The organism is Acinetobacter sp. AND/436, from assembly GCF_049546925.1.
GTDB lineage: Bacteria > Pseudomonadota > Gammaproteobacteria > Pseudomonadales > Moraxellaceae > Acinetobacter > Acinetobacter indicus.
Genome location: NZ_JBMXBO010000003.1, coordinates 192,009 through 212,155 on the forward strand (window position 1 = coordinate 192,009; position 20,147 = coordinate 212,155).

Below are 20,147 nucleotides of genomic sequence, written 5' to 3' on the forward strand. Positions count from 1 at the left end.
GGCTGTTAAATCAAATTATTAATGTGGTCTTTGTCGTTGCTGTAGTAGCGGGTGTCATAGTTAATGGCGGTGACTTCACTTTCAAATGGACCTGAGTGGGACTTCTCGGTAATCAGAAAGGCCTCTGAATCCTTTTCGGTTGAAAGTGTGATGGAGTATTTGGCATATTCGTCATACTCGCTTTTCACTACCAATGGTAGAACTGGCAACCTCTCCAATACCAAGCTGTATTCATCTGCACCTTGTGTCACCAGCATGGTTTCTACGCTGCGGTTTAGGTGCTGCAAATGAATTGTGTAGCTTTTAGTTGGGTCAAGTTCCACTGGCTGAGAGATAGAAATATTCTGCCCCTGCCAGTAGGTGATATCACCACTCGAAGTCAGTGTTGGCACCACATCATCTACTACTGCAATCCGGTCATTTAACGACACAAGATCCGCTTCGCCATAAGCGGTGAACTTCACCATCTCGCGCTGATACTGAATCTTGTTCCATGCGCGATGTGCCAGAAAGTGTGCTTGATACTTATTGGTCACGCCACTTAACTCAAGTTTTTTCGGATTGGTAATGAATTCATCCGGTAATCGAATGATTGATTCCACCCAGCCATCAGCCGGATCAATCCAGGTCACTTCCACCCCATCATGATCCCGGTCCACACCGTACTTTTCGGAACGCGTTTCAGAGAATGGCCGCTTGTTCCGATGGTTAAACAGGATACTTGAGTTTGGATTTTCTTTCTCAAACTGAAAGTAAATCTGCGAACCTTCACGCCTTGCGTTAGACCCGACACAGCTTGCAATCTGAGCCAGAGCTTCTTCAAAAGACTGAGAGCCTTGATCAAATGTATAGTTGAAATGCGCGGCCAGTGGTGTGCCAAAGTAGTTCTTGATTTCCTGTGAAGTGGCATAAATCCCCTGCACATCAAGATCATTCAAAGTGCGTCGGCCAATCAATGGATCCAGCGTAATTGCAGTAACAATGTCAGCAAAATCATTAGTGGGCTGTTTGCTTAAAGATCTGGCGCCTGACGCATAGGAGTAAAGCTTCTGTGTTCCAATACAGTTCCACTGGCGCTCTTTAACCGACAAAGCGCCATCAGTGGCCACAGTTCTTGATCGAACCAGGGTGACATCCGGGTAAATTAGCTTTTTTAGGTGCGAGCATGCATAAACAGATTTAAGTTTAATCTCGTCATATACTGCTGACCGAGGATATGTATTCTGTGAGGTTTTCCGCACACGCACACGCACACCTTCAGAAAATGGAACAGGTAAATCAATCCCTTCAGACAACCCGAAAGTGGATTGTTGCTGTCGGATCAAATACCCGTCGAGCTGCAATACCGGCCCTACCGGGGTGCTGCCTTCCAGTTCCTGATATTCAATATCGTAAGAAGCATGCATTCCAGCATTCTTCCCATCTGTACGCACTGAAAACAGACCCTTTGGAAAGTAGAAATTAAAAATTAACTTTTCAATATCCGCTGAGTTGATATAAAACCAGCCAAGCCAGTTGTCTGTGTATTTACGCAACTCAATCGTTGCGCTATCTACGGTGATTCCATTGAGCTTATCCCACTCAGATTGATACTCAACCGGGATTTCCAGTTCAATAAAATCCGATGTGACCGCAGTGATATTGGCGTAGTCGCCCGAAATATCCACCGAGTTGCTATTGTTGGTCAATATGGTGGAACTATTCGCCAAATTATCCTCAGTTAGCAACGCCCAGTTTGGATTCACTGAAACCGGATTGATTAGCGCAATCTCATAAGCAAATGAGCCGCTTTTCAAAATAGATGCAACTTCATATCGACCTGCCAGATCCAATAGTCCATTTAGGTCATCCTGAATTAATAGGGTGTCAATCTGGATGCTTTTAAAGTTATCTGGGTTCTCAATATTGACTGCTGATCCAATGGTAATCACTCCATTTGTTTCAACGTTGGTTGAACCTGATAGCTGCGCATCGGCTACACCAATTCTTTCCGAATTCACTACTACGGATTCACCCACAGAGAACGTTGCGTCCAGACCACCACCAACCAGATACAGGCGATTCGGATATTGTGGATACATCGTGCCTTCAATAGCCGTGTCGATAACTGATTCGGTTGGGGCCTCTAGAGTCTGACCAGTAATGGCTGAACTCTTTTTACCCACCAATGGGGCCTCGGTGAATGCTTCGCCAATCTGAATTTGTGGTGTGCCGGTTAGGCTCATGCCGGGCGCATAAACAGATGTTGAAAATCCATCGATAGTTGAGCCGAAAGTATCGCCATCTTTAATGTCAGTGATTTCAAATTCGCCCCGACCAATGCACATCAGACATTCTTCAACCTCAACACCGTCTTCTTTGTAATATAAAATTGGAGGTGCAATCAGATCGGGTACACATTTATTGGTGCCGAATGGATCAGGAACACGGCCTTTAATGCGCTCACGGTTTACCCGGTTGGATAGTTCGTTATTGCCAGACTTTTGATTCATCTCTGGAACGTCTGGCATGTTGAGGTAAGTATAAATCGCAAGGCCCGCAGACAGAACCGCGGTTGCTACAAGGAAGATTGTGAGGGGTTCGCCCGCTTCACACACAATATCAAAGTCATTCGTTTTGGCCAGCATTTGCAAGGACGCAGCATCTATATGATTAGATGGCGTTACATCGTTTTGCTGACATGCCGGGCGTAAAAAAATCCGCGCTTGCGGACTTTTCTTTTTCACTTCGATAAAGGTTTCGAGAACCTTGTCTGTTCTTATATGAAGAACTTCATCGCCCCCATCAACCGGGTTCTTGAAAATACGTAATCGGCTCATAGTATCGAATCCGTTTGTAAAAGCGTTTTATGGTGATCAGTGGTAAAAAATGCGTACCCATTTCCGTTAGATGTAAAACCCGACCACAATAAAAAAGCCCCACATGGGAGCTTTGGTTGATATTGGTCATCAGGACAATGCAGCCGTCTACTGGCTCCTTGATTTGCCTGTTGCGCGTGGCTGTATGCCTTGAGGTTCGCAGGGTTTCATGTAATGAAGTTGTGAGCCCAATAAAGCTGTCTGAGTAATCCCGATTAAAAAGGTATTGAGCTGCCTCAATCAAAAAATGCACACAGTGGTATTCCTCAGGGTCGTATTTTCGATCCAGTAAAGCATCAATACTTTTCATCAGAAGAAGGCCTTTAGACTTGGGAAATTATCCACGGTGTAAAACATGCCCGTGCCGGTGGAGTTGGCGCGTTTTGTGGCTGCATTAAATGTCGTGGCCTGATGATCAGTAGAGCGATCCTCCACCTCATAGCCTTTCACCACCTGCAAAGGTGAATCCAGGTTATTAGATGAGTAGGCCCGATAAACTACAGACGGACGCTCAAAGTTATCCGCATCTCGAATGATCTTGAGCAGCTGTGGCACCACTTGACCCAGATCACCAACTGTAATGCTTAAGGTCTGATCCAGATCATCCGAGTTCGCGCCTTTGTTGATCTGCACTGGCATAAACTCATAGTTGTATACCAGCCCATCCTCGTGCTTTACAGTCACGCCATCGGCATGATTGGTCACATATCGCAGTGGCTGTGGCCAGAGTGGATGACTAATCTCAATCAGCTCTAGCATTGCCGCACTTGGTGAAGCATCCAAGTAAAACTTGTCTAAATCGCTCATGACACCCCCAAAGCATCTGGTAAACTTTCGTTCACCAACTTCTCAAGTAGATTCAGCATATCAAGCGGACTGCCAGATCCCCATAAATCCACAATGCTTTGATCAAAGGCTAAATCACCATTGTTCAATGGCTTGCATCGCACCTGAAAAGATACGTTATAAGCCACGCCATTACGCTCACCGACTGACAAAGAATCGGCGACGAACTGGCAGGTATGATCCTGTGCTTCGGCTGAGTCAGTTATCAGTCGCCATAAAAATGGCTTTGGATCGAGCGTATGCAATCGCCAAAATGCCCAGAAATACTGAGCATGGGTTTTGGTTTTAAGCAGTACAGACACATTGACCACATGCACGTTATTCACAAACATTCTTCGTTGACGGGCGAACCCGCCAAGAAGTTGCTGCTCCAGCATGTTATTGCCAGGTGAAAAGGAATACCCGGCTTGTAACGGGCATAATGCAAAGCTATTCACTATCGTTTAACTCCCGCTGTGGTATTACGCTGGACCTGCTTAGATTCATACGAGTTAGGATTGCTTAGGTTCCCCCAAGACCGCTTAATTTGCTTCTCAACAATATCAATCGTCACAGCACCATCAGCACCGCGACTTTGCTCAGCTGTGTAGCCTGGTGGAACATTGATATTGATTTGAGGGCCATTGTTGTTCTGATTGGCAATCATGTTCTTCAAGTCAGCATTCGTCCGACTGTCAACAACACGTTCACCTTTATCCAAAAGCCAAGTGCCTTCTTTCGGGATGTTGTCGATACCATCGTGGGCCATACCTGCAATGGTTTGACCGGCGATTAGTCCAACTGAGGCGTAACCCATAGCACGAACCAAAGTAGATGCTGGAATACCTAGAATTGGACCAAGCTCCAGCGCTCTTGTTGCAGCCAACTCGGTGCTAATAATAGCCTGACCAATCGCAATTGCTTGCTGCATTAAGAACATGGCCTTGTAAGCGCTAGATTGCTCTCCTGCACTATCCTTAACCATCTGAGTCATGGACCCCCAAACAGTCCCTGCTTGCGAGAGAAGCATTCCATAGACTTCTAGCTTATCCTCATAATTCTGGGCCTCTAAATCCTTTACTCTTTCATGATATTCAACATCAATAGCAGCCATTGCATCACGGTACTCTTGATGCGCTTCTAACAACGCAGCATAGCGCTCGTCATCAGTAGAATAAGCATCACTGGTCATAATGTCCTGCTCAACTCTGACGCGCTCATTCTTCAAACCCAATTGAGAATTTGAGCGATCATTTTCTAGTGACCATCGAGCATAATCTTGCGGTGACATTGTGGCTTGAGCAAAGATTTCATCAGCACCATACGAAAGACCTTTAATGCTTTCTCGCATGGTTTGCTGTACGTTTTGAGCATGGAATCGGGCTTTTTGAAGTTCAATAGCATATTGCTCATCAAGCGCCTTGAGTTTTAATTGCTTCAGCTCATCATTGTATTTACCAGACTCATTCACAATAATTCGCTGAGTCTCATAAAAATAATCAAGCTTCTGCTCTTCAGACCATTTGAAGGTATTAATTTCCTCAGTGATCTGGCGAAGATACATCTCCTCTTCATACTCATAACGAGCTTTTGCTTTAGCTATATATTCAGATTCTTGTGACCCAAAATTAGCTTCTTTGATTTCAGCTACTTGGCGCTTATAGTCTTCAGCGAATTTTGCAAAATCATCCATGTAATCATAAGAGATTGCGTCACGCGCCCGGGCTTGCTGCTCAAGTAAGCTGTTCTGCTCTTGAAGGGACTTACTTACACCTGCCGCAGCTTTGGCTGCTTTGTTTTGTTTTTTAATCCACTCATCCGAGCCTTTGGTTACACCAGCCTGACTGTTTTGGATTTTTGCCATTGCTGCGGTGGATTGATTAACAGCATCGCTATAAATACGGTTAATAGAGTTTGCAACATCATCAGCAACCTTAGCATTGTCTTGTGCCGCCATAGCAACACCGCTATTTGGCGCCTTAGCAAGAGTCAACCCAGTAATTAGAGATTTGCCAAGCTTTATGCCAGGCAGCTTATCCACCCAACTACCACCCTGAGCTGCTAAATCAACATTTTTTTTAGCGTTCACAGCGTCAACTGCTAAGCCAGCAATGGCATTGGACAGCATTTTGACAACTGCATAAACCCCCATGCCAACAGCAGCAACACCCTTGAATACCTCACCAAGTGTCTCACCCGCATCAGCCATGAGGTTGGTTTCCATGGTTGCATCAGATAAACCATCACCAACTGACACAAGTGCAGGCATCAAGCCTTGAATAAACTGATTTTTAACACCTTGCACCTGAAGATTAAGTAAATCCATTTGAACACGAAGCTCATTTGCTTTTTCTATGGCGTGCTCATCCATGATTACACCAGCGCGTTCAGCAGCATCGGCCCAATATTCAAAACCCTTACCACCATCCCTCAAGAGCGGAATAAGGTTGGTTGTATCGGATGCCATGCTTTCCAAGTAGAAAGACATTTGTTGCTGAGTAACGCCTGCCTCTTCAAGTTTATCTACATAAAGTTGCAAGGCTTGTGGACCTGAAAGGTTTTGCATTTCAAGTGCTAGTTTTCGTGCAGCCTCTGCTGAACCTTCTGTTTTAATAGCAATCTGTTCAAAGAAATCAACCGCACCACCAGAGCCAATAGTGATGAACTCGCCTAGTTTTTCATTAAAATCTTTTAACTGGTCTGCTAGTTTTTCTGAGCTAATTCCCATAGTCTCAGCACCAACAGCCATCTTTTGGAATTCTTGCGTTGTTGCGTTTGAGATGGAGGCAAAAGTCTGTAGTTCACGGGCAGCATTTGCGTATTCGTTTGCCATGGCAAGCACACCAGCGCCTACAGCAGCAGCACTAGCGACCGCCACTGCCCCGTAGCTATTTACATGCTTGCGCATATTATCAAAGCTTAATTTCGTCTGTTTTTCTGCTTTTTTAACAGGTTCAATAAAGTTACCAATCTTGGCAATTAAATCCAGCGTTAAAGTTCCAAGTTTTGTACTCATAAAAACCTCAGACAATAAAAAACCGCCTGTTATGGCGGTTTAAATATGTGTATATTTCACTTAATCAGGGACTCCATTCCAGGTCTCCTACATCAAATGTGAACTGTTTTTTACCCTCTTGGTAAAAAGGCACCTCAATAACTAACTTTTTACTATTTCTTAACTGATTAATAATTTTTGCTTCTGTCTTATCGTATGCAACAAACAACATGTCTGAAGCGTGACTATCAGGCTCAACCATTGATATTGATTGGACAGGGTTATCATCAAACTTAAACGCAACTTCACACCCTCTTAGGTCACAAAGTATCTGGCCTTTAGTGATATTAACCATCACATCCGTATCGTTACCTGTTTTCCGCAAAGTTAGAATTAATTTAGAACCACCACTATATGGGAAATCAAAATTCACTGTATTGGTGCTTACCGATGATGCATATTTTGTTGAGGTTCCGCGCATCTCATCATTAGATGTATTGTATTTCCAATTTGGAATTTTCTCGTTTTGAGTTGGTGTGGATGCTGTATTTTGGCTTGCTTGCCGCTTGTCATCGCTATTTCCACTCATTATTCCAATAAAAATAAATACAAGAACTAAGCCAGCAAATATTAATGCTAACTTTGACGTCTTTTTTGGCTGTTTAGCTCCACATTGCGGGCAACTTTCAGCTTTGTCACTAACTGGACCACCACATTCCTTACAAGGCTTAATCGCCATACCCTCACCCAAAATTTATAATTTAGAACAAGATACTAATTATTGGGTTAAAAAGAAACCAAGCTAACCTGATTTCTTCTTAATAGCTTGCATGCGCTCTTCTTCAAAAGTTAGCTCCGGCATTGTCTCGTGCGGCATAAAGATGCGAGCATCAACACGCTTGTCTTCTTCAACCTTGCCATTGAAATAAAGCGCATATAGATTACCCACGCCCTGCTCTATACGTCGGCCCATGTTAAATGAGCCATACTTATTTCGATAAGCCTGCCAGATTCTCAGCTCTTTTGGAGTGATTTTCTTTTTTGCTTGCTCAATGGTTCTCCCACCGATTCCGTTGAGGACAAGTTCGCACCAGAGTTCGTGCTCTTCAACTTCAACTTGTTCTTTCCCAAAAAATCGTTCACTTCATCGGATGAATCATGGAGCGCATTCAGAATGGCTGGGTGGGTCTGTCCCACTGCTTCAATATCTGAATACAAAGGCTCTTTTGTGTCCAGATTGTAAACAGTGAGCAGTACACGCCGCTTAACCACATCAGCAACTGTGAGCTTTTCAGGATCTTCACCCTTGAACATATTTGACAATTCATCATAGCTTAGCGACTTAATTAAAATATCCGCCTCAAAAGCTTCATCATTGATAATGAATTTTGCAGACTTTGGGGATAAGTCAGATAAGGTTGTACTGGAAAGCGCTAAAAGTTCAGATGCATTTAACTTCACGGAGTCACCACCTTAAATTCATCAGTTACTTCAGTTTGACGCTTCATTGGCACCGTATGGTTTACCAAAGCATCAGCGTCAAATACTGGGGAGCCTTTGCGCAGAATTGCACGGAAAGACGACCATGTGCGGTCTGTTGGCAGGGTTACATCGCTACCAGTGATGGTTGGTGTTGCATCACCATCAGACCAGCCCACATAAACACCTACTTCTGCACGCTCAGCCGCAAGCTGCAGTAAGGTCATGTGAGTTGCGTTTTTAGGATCAGTATCAATCTGGATTGAGCCTTCACCTGGTGTAGTTAAACCCCAATCCGAAGTTGCTGTGGTTTCTTCTTCCAGACAGGTTGTATTGATTTCTGTAGTGCTGTCATCGCCAAGCACTAGAGCTTTGACGCAGTCCATCTTTGTGAGTGTTGGAGTATCGCCATGTAAAATCCATACTTGCGTACCCTGAGATAAAACACCTTTCTTCGCCATGAGTAGCTACTCCTCAATTTTAGGCATAAAAAAAGCCACCGAGTGGTGGCATTGGTTTGGAAATAATTTGGTTATTCAAATAGACATGGCTGAATTTGCCGATCTACATTTGCAATCGCAGTGGTTAGGCAGTCACGCTGCTTTTTCCAAGCCGATAATCCCTTTCCGCAAGCGCTTGCTATTTCTTTTTCGCATTCGAGTTTTGCGCTAAGTGCTTCACGTTGCTGGATCAGAGCAAAATAATCTGTTTGAAGCAGGGTTCTAGCTTCAAAGAAGGCTTTCACCAGTGCTTTTTTAAAATCAATAACCTTTGGACTATTACGCATTAAGGTCATTAGAAAATATGACTGCTGTTCATTTAGAACTGCGTATCGAGTATGGCGACCTCTTGTAGATTCACGTTCTGAATTCGCCATTTCAAATGCGGAATTCAAAGACTCGAATTTAACGCGCCCAAATTCCTGAATATCAGGGAGGTAGGTGCGAACCAACTGAATCACTGTTTTATGGACCAGCCCCAATCCAACCGCTATCTGCAACGTAGTTGTTGTTGGCTCACCTTTCTGAACATCAACCAGTTTAATTGCCGGATTAAATTTAGCATTCATGAGTAACTCCTTTGAGTTGTGTTGACCTGAATGCAGAATGCAAATAAAACACTCAGGCATAAAAAAGCACCCGGTTGGGTGCTATGTGGAAAATGAAATCTGTTTAACGATCTAAAAACCAATTCGCATCAAAGCCGCGACCAAAAATATTGGTGTCAGCAATGCGCTCAAAATGGTTTGGGTGAATATTGGTGACATAGCAATGTGGCTCTAAAGCCTTTCGTATTGCTGCTCGAATATCGGATGCTCTTTTCTGCTGAGTGTCATAAACCACAATCTGGAATGACACATGATCAAGGTTAGCCGGACAATCCAGATGGTTTTCAGGATTGGCTGTGACCACTGACCAGACCGCATAGGGATATGGCGTTTTGTGTGGTGCTACATCTTCAAATACCCTTAAAGGACTGGTGCCGAGCAATGCTGTGACTGCCGAAGCCAATTTCAGTGTTGGAACTACAGGTAAAATGTTCATAATTTTGCGAGTTCCTTGTCAATTTCTTTATTGAAGTTTTCAGCAAAGCTATTTGTTACGGCTTGGATATTGTTTTGCAGTGCTGGGCGCATGAATGGAGTGCCTGGATTGTTGGCACTTGGGTACTCAATAAAGCGCCAATGTCGAGTGTCGCCACCTGGTGTTTTAGGTGGATTTTTGTTTGAGAATGACGCACCACCACGCACACCAACACGCATCACCACTTCACTTGGGTTTCGTGTTTTACCCGCAGCAGTCGCAATATTTTTCCAAATCTTTTCGCTTGTTTGCGGGTCATCTATTGCTTTTGCACCTGATCGTGCCGCATCCCGCACAATCGCCATAGCTTTACGAGCAGAACGCCGAGCAGCATTCTTCATCAAACGAGGATTGCCAAGTCTTTTAAGCTTTTCCTGAACCTCATCCAAGCCTTCAATATTGAATTCTACTGACATGGCTTACTCCACTAAAGACAACTCCAGCGTCATATAAATTCGACCGTTTTCATTGTCAGGCTTGGGTGGTGACACGATCTGGAACGTTTGACCATCAAATAAAACGCGCATGCCGGTATCAATATCTTTACGTTTACGCAGTTTTAAGCGAGCTGTCGTTTCCGATCCCGCAGCTTTGGTCGTTAAACTGTCCTTTACTGAAAGGAAGTCGATTTTCCCCCAAAGCTTTTTATATTCAATCCAAGCTTCGGTTTCATAGTTGTATTCATCATAGACCGTGGTTTTATGCTGAATCGTTACACGGTGGCATAGTTCGCCTGCACGTTGGGTCATAAGTCACCTCAAATCGCTGTAGGCTTGCGATATGGATAAAGCAGACTTTGCACAGGCATTGGCAGAAAGTTGCCATTCACCGGCATTTCTTGCTCAGCATTGCGGTACTGGTCCCAATATCCACACAGCAATAAAATTGCCTGATGAATCGCTTTAGGGTAATCAGGTCCAAGCTCATCAGTGATGTAATTCAGCACCACCGAATCAGCTGCATCCAAATACCCCTGAAGCATCAAATCATTTGAATCATCGTCATAGCGCAAATGCTCTTTTAGGGTCTCAAGACTTACAATACTCATTCTTCACCCCATTTTTTCTGCGCTAATTTGAAGTTTTCGTGATTAAAATCACCAGAATGATCTTTTTCACAATGCCATAACGAGCCTTTATGCGTCACAAACTGGCCTGATTTGTACTGATTTTCAGCCTTAAAAACGCCTTGATATTGGCCTTTTTGGTCTGAATTTTCGGTATTTTGCGGCGTATTTGGCGCAGATTTCCCAAAAGGATCTTCTTTTTGATCGCGCTTAGACAATGCTTCAAGCGAATAGTTCTGCTGCTGCATGTAAACTGTATCACCACCAACCAAAGGCTCTAAATTGAACTGCTGACGCGCTTCATTAGGTGTAAAGATCGAAGCTTTCACACCACGTTCCTGAATACCCATTTTTGTTTCTTTATCCATGCGGAGTAGAGAATCAACATCAAGGAATATTTCAAGGCCACGCGCTTTTAAATCAAATGCATCATCGAGCAGGTTTTCAATAGCCTCTACAGGACTTTGAAGGCAGTCAGAGAAGTAGATTTCATTCAGATCACCAACCTTCTGCCCTGCTGGAATCGTTCCATAGCCCACCTTAAAGGCTGGCACATGCAACACTGAGCAAATAATCTGATTCGTCATTTCCAGCTGTTCAATAGTCTGAGTGTCTGAAGCTGTCATGCTGATTGGCTGATACTTCAAATCATCACCCAGTACCGCAGTTTTACCGATGTTTTGGCCTGTATAGTTCGCATTCCATGCTGCACCGATGGCACGTGCTTTATCTTCTGAAATCGCACCAGGAGCAACCAAAATACCGCTTGGTCGGCTCATGTTTCCAAAAGAAGTTTTGGAATTTTTCAGAATGTTTAGGCCCAATCCTGCTGAAATTCCATACGCAGTGATGGCAGGAATGCCAACCAATGGATGGTAAAGGCAGTTTTCACGATCATGGATAATCTCAGAGGCCGGAACAACAACGGATTCTGTCCCATTCAGCCGATCAACTCCCAGCTGGTAAAAGACTTGACCATCATCACTAATCAGTGGTTTTGTTTGATCAGGATTCAAAATAACAATTTTAACTACCTGCCCAAATACATCACGCACCTTAAATCCGTATGCATTACCGCGTAATTTTCGGCAGATCATCCAGAACTCTAAAAACTGCTGCCAGTTTTGGTAATGGTTTGGACGTTTAAGAACAACCAAGTCATCAGGAATGGGTGCATCAACTAAAATTCCGCCTTTCTGCTTTTTAAGCAAAACACCCATTTTTCCAATGTCTTGAGAGATCAGGGAAATACATGAGAAAACTGCAGGATGTGCTGCCAAATCTTCCCGGGTCAGTTCATCATTCTTCTGCCAGGCACCAGAATAAGGCTCGTGTACAAATAAAGAAGTCCACCCTTGGTTTGAATGGACACTTTGCAGTGATTTTTTTCGGAAAAGTCTGTCAAAAATGCCCATCTAAACCGCCTTATTTTTGCTCTGTAGTAACTGTTTTGGTCTTGCGAGTCGTCTTTTTAGGTTCTTCGTAAGCTTCCGCCACACCTGTTTTAATCAAAATATTCGCTTCAAATTCGGTAACTTCAAGCACATCACCTGGATTGGCGTTATGCATAACCTTTAAATATTTAATCTTCATAGACTGTTCCTATAGCTAAACAATTGTGATGCTTAGATATAAAAACAGCCCCGATTAAGGAGCTGTTTTTGGCAACTTGGATTAGCCACCAGATGGAGTGTAGTCCAGGAGTGCTGCAGCAATCGGACGACGTTTCGCCCATGTGATGAATTTCTCAACGCGTACCGCAAATTTGTTTTCTTGCCATAAGTGATGAGTCGTACCACCATCAACCAGAGTTGCTTGATCAGAGTAAGACACATCCACACCACCATCCTGAGCAAGCAGGATTTCAGACGTTTTCACAAGAATGATCTTGTCGCCGACTGTTTGTGATGTGATTACCGGAATACCCATCAATGTACGAGTACCGCGAAGTGCCATGCCTTGGAAGTAGGTATTTCCTAGCGCATCACGAAGCAAGCTGATTTGAGCCGCGCGTGTTTCCGACATGATGAAGTATGAGCCATCCAATGAAAGGTTGGCTGCCACAAAGCTATTAATCAGAGCCAATAGGTCAGCCTCATATGCTGCCGCAGTGGTCCCAGTATTTGCTGTTGCTGTCACCCCATTTAAAACACCAGCAGGACGAACCGCTGTGGCAGCACCCGCATCAAGGAAGGTGTTATCAATTAAAGTTTTTGATGCTTCAATCAAATCATCACGAACCAAAATATCTACGGCTGGGTCAGAGCGGCGCATTAATTCCTGTGTATAAACAGTAATCGCAGCAAGCTTATGCTCTTTGACTTCCACTTCACCATAGGTTGGGTTTGTTAATGGCTTTGGAGCACCTTCACCTACCCATGAAGCGGTACCGCCGGTTAACTGGCTTGGGATTTTCGAGTTGAACGGCACATTACGGAAACCTGTAAGTTGATCAAATACAGTTGCAGCGCGAAGCATGTCAACAAATTCACCAACAAGGCGGTTTTCAGTGACTAATGATGCTGCAAAACCTGAGTCTGTAGTGGTGCCCAAGGTTGCTTTTGTCACAAGGTCTTGAACTTCATCACCAAAGCCGCGTTCTTTCGCAATCTCAAGTGCTGACTTATAATTGCCTTCTTTTGCCGCTAACTGTGACAAAATTTTTGCACGGGCATATTGAGCAAAACCAACACCTTTAGCGAGTGGCACGGTTTCAATTTTCGGCTTTTTGCCTTCAGGATCTGGATCACCTTCAGCTGATTTTTTTGCTTCTTCAGCCGTTTGTCCAGCAGCAGGAGTTGCAGTTTTTGCAGCAGCTTCAGAGGCGGCGATTTGTTTTTTAACCCGAGCAATATTCTTTTCAATTTGCTCGATTTCGGCTTCAACTGCTTGAATAGACTTTTCAGTTTCTTCGTCTGGTGTTTGTCCAGCATCTAAAGATTTGGTCATGTGGCCTTGAAGCTCTAAATTTTTAGCAGCAAGAGCGTCAAGCAGCTGTTTTAAATATTTATTCATACTAATTTCACTCCACCCTTTGTTGGGCTGTTAAGTTTTACGACAACGTGTTTTTGTTCAGATGAAGCGCCACCTGGAACGTCTTGAGGTTTTTTACCCAACGCGGCTTTGTGTTCCTCAAATGCTTTTGAAAATTCTGTTTCTGATTCACGGTTGCAAGGGATAGTCACCAATGAAAGCTCATACCATTCCCATGAGTTGAACTGGATGCCACCACCCTTAATCATCTCCGCCTCATCCCAATTCGGGATAAAACCAACTGATAAGCCTTTAACCAAGTCGTACTTTAGCGACTGATACGCCTCATCTACCCGATCCTTTAAGACACCCGGTTCCTCAATTTCAGGAATATGGATTTCAACTTCGATACCATTTGCGGTGACTTTTGCGCTTGTCACCTGCCCGATTGCTTTTGTTGGGTCATGATGGAAAAGCAAAGGCATAGGCAGATTAAACTCTGCGCCTTTTGGCACCATCACATCCTTGGCGCGATCTTGATTTGGTGTGCTTGCGATTCCTTTGAAGGTTCGCTTTTGCTCATCAAGGCTCTTAATTTGGACCGAGCCAAACGTTTTATGTAGAGCAGACATAAGGCTCTCCCAATAAAAAAAGCCCGCGTAATGCGAGCTTTGGAAAGTGAATAAATTAAACGAAATAGATGTTGTATTCTTTTTCGGCCTGCTCTGGGTTCATTGACATCAGAGCCACTGCGTTAAACGTCGCAATCAATGGGTCAATCTTCCCAACACCTGATTCCTGTTTGCTGATCATCATACCGTTACCTTTCACGACTGCACGCGCATTACCAACACACCAGGTCATCAAGTCTTGGCCAGCGTGGTAAAGATTGCCTTCTGCCAGTTTTCGTTCTGTGGTGAGGATATAGCCCATCAACTTAAAGCCTTGAGCTACTGCAATAAGCTTGTCTTCAGGAATACCAGCATCCAGTAAGCCATCTAACAGACCACCCAGACCAAGTGGGTCCAGTCCTATTTTGTCCAACTTGCCAGAGTCGAAGCATTTCTTTGCAATGGCCGCCAGTTGGTCAATGTCATCACCAATGCGCTCAACAATGGTCAGGCTGCCTTCTTTTTCATAATCAGCATATTTTGGTGCGTTCTCTTTGCGTCTTTCGACTGCGGTTTTATTGCACCATGCGTGATTCCAGAGCCACCATTTACGGCTTTTTGCATGCCTACCAAGTGCAGCGAAGCCCAGCAAGTCATCAAGGCCACCACCATCGATACCACAAGTAATAACGTCTGATTGTTCAATCAGTTTATCCAGGGTGAATTCTTTGGATTGCTGCAACCAATATTCAGCACCAGCCCAGCGGTTAGCACGAAGATTAATACCAATTTCAACATTGAGCCGCTTGGCTAGAAAATCTCGAAAGTCCGATTCTTCACCATCGCGTGACTGCTCAAAGTCATCTTCAAGCTGAACTGGATCAACCGAGGTGCCATAGTTTGGATTGGGTATGTGGAAGTTTTCTTTTTTAAGATGCTCACCATCCTCAATCATCTGCTTTGGGAACTCGTAAATCAGAGGTAGAAACTTATTGTTCTGTTTAATCCCATCACGAACATCACGGGCATAGTCTAATTTTTGCTTAAATACACCGCACGGCTGCTCATTAGCCTGAGTTGTCAGGTAGATAATGCAACCTTCTGGGCGTGATGCCAGACCACCCGTTGCCTCGCGAAACATGCTTGCCGCACCTGCATTCTTTTGAAACAAGTGCAACTCGTCAATCAGAATCCATGAAGCCTTTTTACCACCTACTGTATTTGATTCAGCAGCAACCACCTTAAGAGTGGCCTTGGTTGATCGATGTGTGATTGTTTTGGTGTGCTCTGAAATATTAAGCAATGCGCTTAATTCTTCATCCGCTTTAATTGCATCCCGAATTGGAATAAAACTATTGTCCGCGACCTCTTTTGTGGGCGCGAGAATAATCAACTCAGCAGATCCGCGGTCATTCATGATCAATGCTGTCAGCATAATGAATGCTGCCAGTGTTGACTTTGAGTTCTTCTTTGGAATTAAAAGGAAAAATTCACGGATTAAGCGCCGACTCTCATCTTCACTATAAGCACCAAAGATTGAGGCCACGAATTCAAATACCCAAGGCCGGGTAATTTCACCCATAGTTGGCTGGCCAATCACATCAGTCACAATCAGACTCTTAAAAACATCCAATGCCATTTCCGCTTCTTCTGGAAATAGTGGCTTGCATGGCATGAGTGACTGCCCTTTTACAATCTTTTGCTCCCAATCGGGACACGCTGTGGACCAATTGAGTGATGTCATACTTCAACCTAACTGTAATTTGCTTTTCTTGCTGATCGAGTAGCGTATTTACCACCGCCAGTTGCAGCAGCCTTGGCATCATCTGCTTGAGATTCTTTTTTGCCTTTCTCAGCGACTTTGCCATGGAAATATGGAAGGGCTGCTTTTGCTGCATCCATTCGCAATTTCATATCTTCAACTGGATCAGTCCAGATTTCTTCCAGAAACTTTAGCGGGTCAGCACGGCTGCCAGCAGTCTCAATATCTTTTTTGGTGATAATTGGTCTTGGTTCTGGTTTGGAATCAGCTTTAACTTCGGTGTTAATCTTGAGTCTTTCAATGTGTGCAATCACATCAGGGTCTTTGGCTAATCTCGATCCGGCTTGTGAGGCCGTTTCAGGGCTGTAACCCGCGAAAATAGCGGCTTGCTTGTTATCTGCGCCATCATGTTTAGATTGGGCAAATGCCTTCTTTTTTGCTGTTAAAGCCATAAGCCCTCCTTTAACTTATTTGTGAAATGGGAAATTTTTTTATAAATGAGAGGGCGCGTGGTCTAGAAAAACAACCTATTTTTTAAGACTCTTTTACCCCCCACCCTCTTGCTTAGATATCCTGAATGTACTTCGAGCTTCTAGGCCCAGTCTTTGATAGCCTTGGGCGTAAAACCTTATCTACACTCCAACCTTGTTTAATCCTCCAGTCCAAAGCTCCCTTGGAAACTTTCAACTCTCTAGCCCACTCACTGAGGCATTTGGTTTGACCGTTAAATGTCAATAAATGACCTTGCTTTCTTTGCGTGTCAGTCATCTTATCTCTGCCTCTGGATTGATTGCAGATAGCACATGCAGGTCTAAGGTTCTCAATTCTATTGTCAGTCTTATTGTCATTTAAATGATCGATATGTAGGTTGGACCAATCAACCTGCTTGTTGCACATATAACAATTAAATGGTCCGTTGCCGTACTTCTCAAAGTAAACGTAGCGATGCTCATACACTGTGAATTTTGTTGCAAGCGGATGATCTGGTTTATGTAGGAGAATATAACCTTGGGAGTGAATGTATTTATCCTTATGTGTGATAACAGTGTCGCTCGTTCCATTTCTTCTGATTCGAGCGTGATGCTTCTCACAAACCCCATGTTTAATTCTATTTGCCATACCTAGACAGCCTGCAACACTACAAACCTTATAAACAATAAGTTTTGATGCTCTCACAGGCAGATCAAAGGATCTATACTTAGCCCATCTAAGGCTGTGTTTGTTGCATACCGCTATACCATTAGCACCTTTGCAGAACTGTCTCGCCTTATCTTGACAATCATCCACTTCACAAAGCTCTGGTAAAACTTTAGAATTGCTTTTAGTCATGTTTATCTCCTGATAGATAACTTGATTAGAAAACCCTTTAGATGCCAGTCTTTAGGGTTTTTGTTTGTTCAATAATTATACCATAATATCATCTAAATTGTTGTTTTTCTTCACGTTGTTTTACAGATGAGTGACATGAGGCGCACAGCGATTGCCACTGACTTTCATCCCAAAATATTGTTTGATCGCCCTTATGTGGAATGATGTGATCGACTACTGTTGCCACAGTCACACGATTGTTTCTCTCGCAGTAAACACATAGTGGATTTAATGACAAGAAGCGCTCTCTTGCTTTTTGCCACTTATAACCATAACCGCGTTGGGTGGACGACTTGCCATCACGCCATGAATCACTGACCTGCTTGATTGGTCTCGGTGCCTTCGGTGTCATCGCCTGTAGTTTGCTTTGCAGTCTGGGTAGTTTCATCACTAATCTCTATAACAACATTGCCATACAGGGTTTCGGTTTCAATATCCTTGCGCCACCGATTGATCACAAACTTGCCATCAACCTTCTTAAACCGCTCGATGTATCCCTCTTCCTCATCAGCAACTACCACATCCCGGACGTACTCGCCATCAAGCTTAACCTTAACCTTGCTGAGCAGCCCACGATCTATGGCTTCATCTACTGTTAATCTCATAATCATCCATCCAAATACTGTGACTTAGGCTGCTCATCTTCCTCACCACCTTCCAACTGAATCAATAGCTCATTGATCTGAGCATTCTGTTCATTGTTGATTTGGATGAGTTGGGCCACCTGGTTTATTAGCTGGTTGTTCTGTTCGAGTAGCTTTAGAATTAAGTCGTTCGACGCATAACCGCATTCTTTCTTTTGATCGTTCATATTGTTCTTTCATCCATTTGCGTCTTGCTTCACATGCTGCACAAGTCATTTAAATCACCCAATAAAAAACCTCCCGAAGGAGGTCTTTGTTTTACATCGCGTTATGCAAAAATAATTTCACGACCGATAGTCTTAAGGAATCGGTTTAAGTCTTCCATATGAGGGAATTTAACTTTTGTGTAGCGACCTTCATCAAATCGAATTTCCAAATAGAACGCATTCCTATTGATTTCGATATATGTAATTTGATCTGTATTAATAACAACATCATCAACTTGAATTAACATTATTTCCCCCGAGTATTCATTATTTTGAACAACGAGAATATTCAAGTATTTGTATTACGTCAATCTTGATAGCACCACATCAAATCATCAGGTGTATGCAGATAGCACCCATGTTTATTACAGAATGCATGAATGTCATTTAGGTACTCAGTGAACTGGTCCACCGTTGCATCCGTTGTGCTAATCAATTCATTCAATCCATCTGCCACTTGCTGATACATCGGGTGCTTTTGATCTTTTAAAGCCTTTACTGCTGCAAACGTCTTTCGATACTGACCAACATCATCACGATGATAAATACGTGCTAAGAATTGCTTCTTGAAAAATAAATGCTCTGCATCTTTATCGGTGCCTTGGCGCTTGGACCATTGAGATAACCAGAGCCAATAGAGTCTATTCTGTGCTTTGCTTCGATCTTCCTGCTTCTGATCTATACGCACCACCAGTGGCTTACCATCTTCACACGCTGCCGCATGATGCCTGTGCATATACGCAATAGCACGACCTACTTCTTCAAATGACTTGATAACAAAGCATGCAGGTTCGAGTTTTGGAGTAGGGTTTTTCATTACCACTCCTCAATACATCTTAAAAAGCTGCTTAAGCAACCAAATCAAAAGAATCAAGATAATGACGAAAAGAATGTTTTCCGCAATGAGTACCAACATCACACCAAGCGTCAAACCAATAGCAATAGAAATGAGCGTTTGTTTATCCATCAAAACACCTCACCACCTTTTCGCATCATCAATTCTGTTTTAACCAACCACCGATCAAACATGGCTTCACTTTCTGCCCGGGTCCCAAATTGGAATGTATCGAACTGGAAATGGCATGAATGGCATAACGGAATAGTGAACTGGTCAGAAGCCTTAATCGATCTGCCCTTACCATGCTTCGCTGAATTTGAATGAGCAGCCTGGCTATGTGGATTACCGCAACGTACACACGGCAATTTACGAATCTCAGCGAGTCTTTTTGGATTGCGCATTTAATTGTTCTTCTATGCCGTGGATCTGCTTATTTACTTTGCGAAGTTCAGCACCGCACATTTCTTTAAATGCATAGCTTGAAAACAGATGGTTGTAATTCATCAATCGGCTGCGGTTCTTTTCCAGAACTTCTAAATTCCGTTTTGCTTCTATTGTGTCCATAAACACCACCAATAAGAAAAGAAAACCCCGCCAATAGCTAGTATGTGGCAGGGCTTTGTTTGCCGTAATACGTTCGGCAAATGTAATTATTTGTTAATGCAACATTAACAATAATGCTTTAAATTTCTATCAACTATTAATTTATTGTGAGGAAAGTCATGAAATACACTTTTTTATTGATATTCTCCGTATTATTACTTACTGGAGGTGTCATTGGTTTTGGGCTTGGGATTTATACAAAGGATTCATATTTCATGGCAATTGGAGCATTGTTAGTTGTGGCCTCAATCTTAACTTACATTGAATCAAAAAAAGCAAGACGTGATCCATTCCTATGAGTGGGCCTACTTAACTTCTTTCAAACAATCACGACAT

29 protein-coding genes are annotated in these 20,147 nt (G+C 43.4%); all 29 read right to left on the reverse strand.

Features of this window, described 5'->3' with window-relative positions; translation table 11 throughout:
• Nucleotides 1-5: 5 nt before the first annotated feature.
• The 29 genes from ACPEPR_RS04025 to ACPEPR_RS04165 all read right to left on the reverse strand — a co-directional run bounded on the left by ACPEPR_RS04025 (nucleotide 6) and on the right by ACPEPR_RS04165 (nucleotide 19,772).
• Nucleotides 6-2,819: a host specificity factor TipJ family phage tail protein gene (locus ACPEPR_RS04025; RefSeq protein WP_423561956.1), complete on the reverse strand. Its 2,814-nt coding sequence runs from the start codon at nucleotides 2,817-2,819 to the stop codon at nucleotides 6-8.
• Complete coding sequence (locus tag ACPEPR_RS04030; RefSeq protein ID WP_423561957.1) at nucleotides 2,785-3,168, reverse strand: hypothetical protein; 384 nt, start codon at nucleotides 3,166-3,168, stop codon at nucleotides 2,785-2,787. The genes ACPEPR_RS04025 and ACPEPR_RS04030 overlap by 35 nt, the downstream gene beginning before the upstream one ends.
• Nucleotides 3,168-3,665, reverse strand: coding sequence for a DUF1833 family protein (locus ACPEPR_RS04035; protein ID WP_423561958.1), 498 nt, complete (start codon nucleotides 3,663-3,665; stop codon nucleotides 3,168-3,170). The genes ACPEPR_RS04030 and ACPEPR_RS04035 overlap by 1 nt, the downstream gene beginning before the upstream one ends.
• Complete coding sequence (locus ACPEPR_RS04040) at nucleotides 3,662-4,141, reverse strand: hypothetical protein (protein WP_423561959.1); 480 nt, start codon at nucleotides 4,139-4,141, stop codon at nucleotides 3,662-3,664. The genes ACPEPR_RS04035 and ACPEPR_RS04040 overlap by 4 nt, the downstream gene beginning before the upstream one ends.
• Complete coding sequence (locus ACPEPR_RS04045; protein ID WP_423561960.1) at nucleotides 4,141-6,699, reverse strand: hypothetical protein; 2,559 nt, start codon at nucleotides 6,697-6,699, stop codon at nucleotides 4,141-4,143. The genes ACPEPR_RS04040 and ACPEPR_RS04045 overlap by 1 nt, the downstream gene beginning before the upstream one ends.
• Before the next feature lie 64 nt (nucleotides 6,700-6,763).
• Entirely contained in the window at nucleotides 6,764-7,417 is a 654-nt protein-coding gene (locus ACPEPR_RS04050; protein ID WP_286396490.1) for a hypothetical protein, read from the reverse strand.
• A 63-nt stretch (nucleotides 7,418-7,480) separates the two neighbouring features.
• Nucleotides 7,481-7,651 carry a hypothetical protein gene (locus tag ACPEPR_RS04055; protein ID WP_286396488.1) on the reverse strand — a complete coding sequence of 57 codons (171 nt, stop codon included), beginning with the start codon at nucleotides 7,649-7,651 and terminating at the stop codon, nucleotides 7,481-7,483.
• A gap of 41 nt (nucleotides 7,652-7,692) precedes the next feature.
• Nucleotides 7,693-8,139 carry a hypothetical protein gene (locus ACPEPR_RS04060; protein WP_423561961.1) on the reverse strand — a complete coding sequence of 149 codons (447 nt, stop codon included), beginning with the start codon at nucleotides 8,137-8,139 and terminating at the stop codon, nucleotides 7,693-7,695.
• Complete coding sequence (locus ACPEPR_RS04065) at nucleotides 8,136-8,618, reverse strand: phage tail tube protein (RefSeq protein WP_423561962.1); 483 nt, start codon at nucleotides 8,616-8,618, stop codon at nucleotides 8,136-8,138. Before ACPEPR_RS04065 ends, ACPEPR_RS04060 begins: the two co-directional genes overlap by 4 nt.
• Before the next feature lie 71 nt (nucleotides 8,619-8,689).
• Nucleotides 8,690-9,226, reverse strand: coding sequence for a Rha family transcriptional regulator (locus tag ACPEPR_RS04070; RefSeq protein WP_423561963.1), 537 nt, complete (start codon nucleotides 9,224-9,226; stop codon nucleotides 8,690-8,692).
• 103 nt (nucleotides 9,227-9,329) lie between these two features.
• On the reverse strand, nucleotides 9,330-9,701 hold the full coding sequence (locus ACPEPR_RS04075) for a DUF3168 domain-containing protein (RefSeq protein WP_423561964.1): 372 nt from the start codon (nucleotides 9,699-9,701) through the stop codon (nucleotides 9,330-9,332).
• Nucleotides 9,698-10,156 (reverse strand): HK97-gp10 family putative phage morphogenesis protein, encoded by a 459-nt coding sequence (locus tag ACPEPR_RS04080; RefSeq protein ID WP_423561965.1) that lies wholly within the window; start codon nucleotides 10,154-10,156, stop codon nucleotides 9,698-9,700. The genes ACPEPR_RS04075 and ACPEPR_RS04080 overlap by 4 nt, the downstream gene beginning before the upstream one ends.
• 3 nt (nucleotides 10,157-10,159) lie before the next feature.
• Nucleotides 10,160-10,489: a phage head closure protein gene (locus tag ACPEPR_RS04085; RefSeq protein ID WP_423561966.1), complete on the reverse strand. Its 330-nt coding sequence runs from the start codon at nucleotides 10,487-10,489 to the stop codon at nucleotides 10,160-10,162.
• Between the two features lie 8 nt (nucleotides 10,490-10,497).
• Entirely contained in the window at nucleotides 10,498-10,788 is a 291-nt protein-coding gene (locus tag ACPEPR_RS04090) for a head-tail connector protein (RefSeq protein ID WP_423561967.1), read from the reverse strand.
• Complete coding sequence (locus ACPEPR_RS04095; protein WP_423561968.1) at nucleotides 10,785-12,221, reverse strand: phage portal protein; 1,437 nt, start codon at nucleotides 12,219-12,221, stop codon at nucleotides 10,785-10,787. The genes ACPEPR_RS04090 and ACPEPR_RS04095 overlap by 4 nt, the downstream gene beginning before the upstream one ends.
• A gap of 10 nt (nucleotides 12,222-12,231) precedes the next feature.
• Entirely contained in the window at nucleotides 12,232-12,399 is a 168-nt protein-coding gene (locus ACPEPR_RS04100) for a hypothetical protein (protein ID WP_423561969.1), read from the reverse strand.
• An 81-nt stretch (nucleotides 12,400-12,480) separates the two neighbouring features.
• On the reverse strand, nucleotides 12,481-13,821 hold the full coding sequence (locus ACPEPR_RS04105; RefSeq protein ID WP_423561970.1) for a phage major capsid protein: 1,341 nt from the start codon (nucleotides 13,819-13,821) through the stop codon (nucleotides 12,481-12,483).
• Nucleotides 13,818-14,411, reverse strand: coding sequence for an HK97 family phage prohead protease (locus ACPEPR_RS04110; protein ID WP_423561971.1), 594 nt, complete (start codon nucleotides 14,409-14,411; stop codon nucleotides 13,818-13,820). The genes ACPEPR_RS04105 and ACPEPR_RS04110 overlap by 4 nt, the downstream gene beginning before the upstream one ends.
• Nucleotides 14,412-14,466: 55 nt before the next feature.
• Nucleotides 14,467-16,134 (reverse strand): terminase large subunit, encoded by a 1,668-nt coding sequence (locus tag ACPEPR_RS04115; RefSeq protein ID WP_423561972.1) that lies wholly within the window; start codon nucleotides 16,132-16,134, stop codon nucleotides 14,467-14,469.
• An 8-nt stretch (nucleotides 16,135-16,142) separates the two neighbouring features.
• Nucleotides 16,143-16,604 (reverse strand): terminase small subunit, encoded by a 462-nt coding sequence (locus ACPEPR_RS04120; protein WP_423561973.1) that lies wholly within the window; start codon nucleotides 16,602-16,604, stop codon nucleotides 16,143-16,145.
• Nucleotides 16,605-16,716: 112 nt separating this feature from the next.
• On the reverse strand, nucleotides 16,717-17,481 hold the full coding sequence (locus ACPEPR_RS04125) for an HNH endonuclease (RefSeq protein ID WP_423561974.1): 765 nt from the start codon (nucleotides 17,479-17,481) through the stop codon (nucleotides 16,717-16,719).
• 88 nt (nucleotides 17,482-17,569) lie between these two features.
• Entirely contained in the window at nucleotides 17,570-17,908 is a 339-nt protein-coding gene (locus ACPEPR_RS04130) for an HNH endonuclease (RefSeq protein WP_423561975.1), read from the reverse strand.
• Nucleotides 17,832-18,125, reverse strand: coding sequence for a hypothetical protein (locus tag ACPEPR_RS04135; protein ID WP_423561976.1), 294 nt, complete (start codon nucleotides 18,123-18,125; stop codon nucleotides 17,832-17,834). The genes ACPEPR_RS04130 and ACPEPR_RS04135 overlap by 77 nt, the downstream gene beginning before the upstream one ends.
• Nucleotides 18,126-18,127: 2 nt before the next feature.
• Nucleotides 18,128-18,331, reverse strand: a complete 204-nt coding sequence (locus ACPEPR_RS04140; protein ID WP_423561977.1) for a hypothetical protein — start codon at nucleotides 18,329-18,331, stop codon at nucleotides 18,128-18,130.
• Nucleotides 18,332-18,432: 101 nt separating this feature from the next.
• The gene (locus ACPEPR_RS04145) at nucleotides 18,433-18,618 is read right to left on the reverse strand and encodes a hypothetical protein (RefSeq protein ID WP_423561978.1); all 186 of its coding nucleotides are present in this window, start codon (nucleotides 18,616-18,618) and stop codon (nucleotides 18,433-18,435) included.
• 59 nt (nucleotides 18,619-18,677) lie between these two features.
• Nucleotides 18,678-19,187: a hypothetical protein gene (locus tag ACPEPR_RS04150; protein ID WP_423561979.1), complete on the reverse strand. Its 510-nt coding sequence runs from the start codon at nucleotides 19,185-19,187 to the stop codon at nucleotides 18,678-18,680.
• Nucleotides 19,188-19,196: 9 nt separating this feature from the next.
• Complete coding sequence (locus tag ACPEPR_RS04155) at nucleotides 19,197-19,337, reverse strand: hypothetical protein (RefSeq protein WP_423561980.1); 141 nt, start codon at nucleotides 19,335-19,337, stop codon at nucleotides 19,197-19,199.
• Nucleotides 19,337-19,609 carry a hypothetical protein gene (locus ACPEPR_RS04160; protein ID WP_423561981.1) on the reverse strand — a complete coding sequence of 91 codons (273 nt, stop codon included), beginning with the start codon at nucleotides 19,607-19,609 and terminating at the stop codon, nucleotides 19,337-19,339. The genes ACPEPR_RS04155 and ACPEPR_RS04160 overlap by 1 nt, the downstream gene beginning before the upstream one ends.
• The gene (locus ACPEPR_RS04165) at nucleotides 19,584-19,772 is read right to left on the reverse strand and encodes a hypothetical protein (RefSeq protein ID WP_407410729.1); all 189 of its coding nucleotides are present in this window, start codon (nucleotides 19,770-19,772) and stop codon (nucleotides 19,584-19,586) included. Before ACPEPR_RS04165 ends, ACPEPR_RS04160 begins: the two co-directional genes overlap by 26 nt.
• Nucleotides 19,773-20,147: the final 375 nt, after the last annotated feature.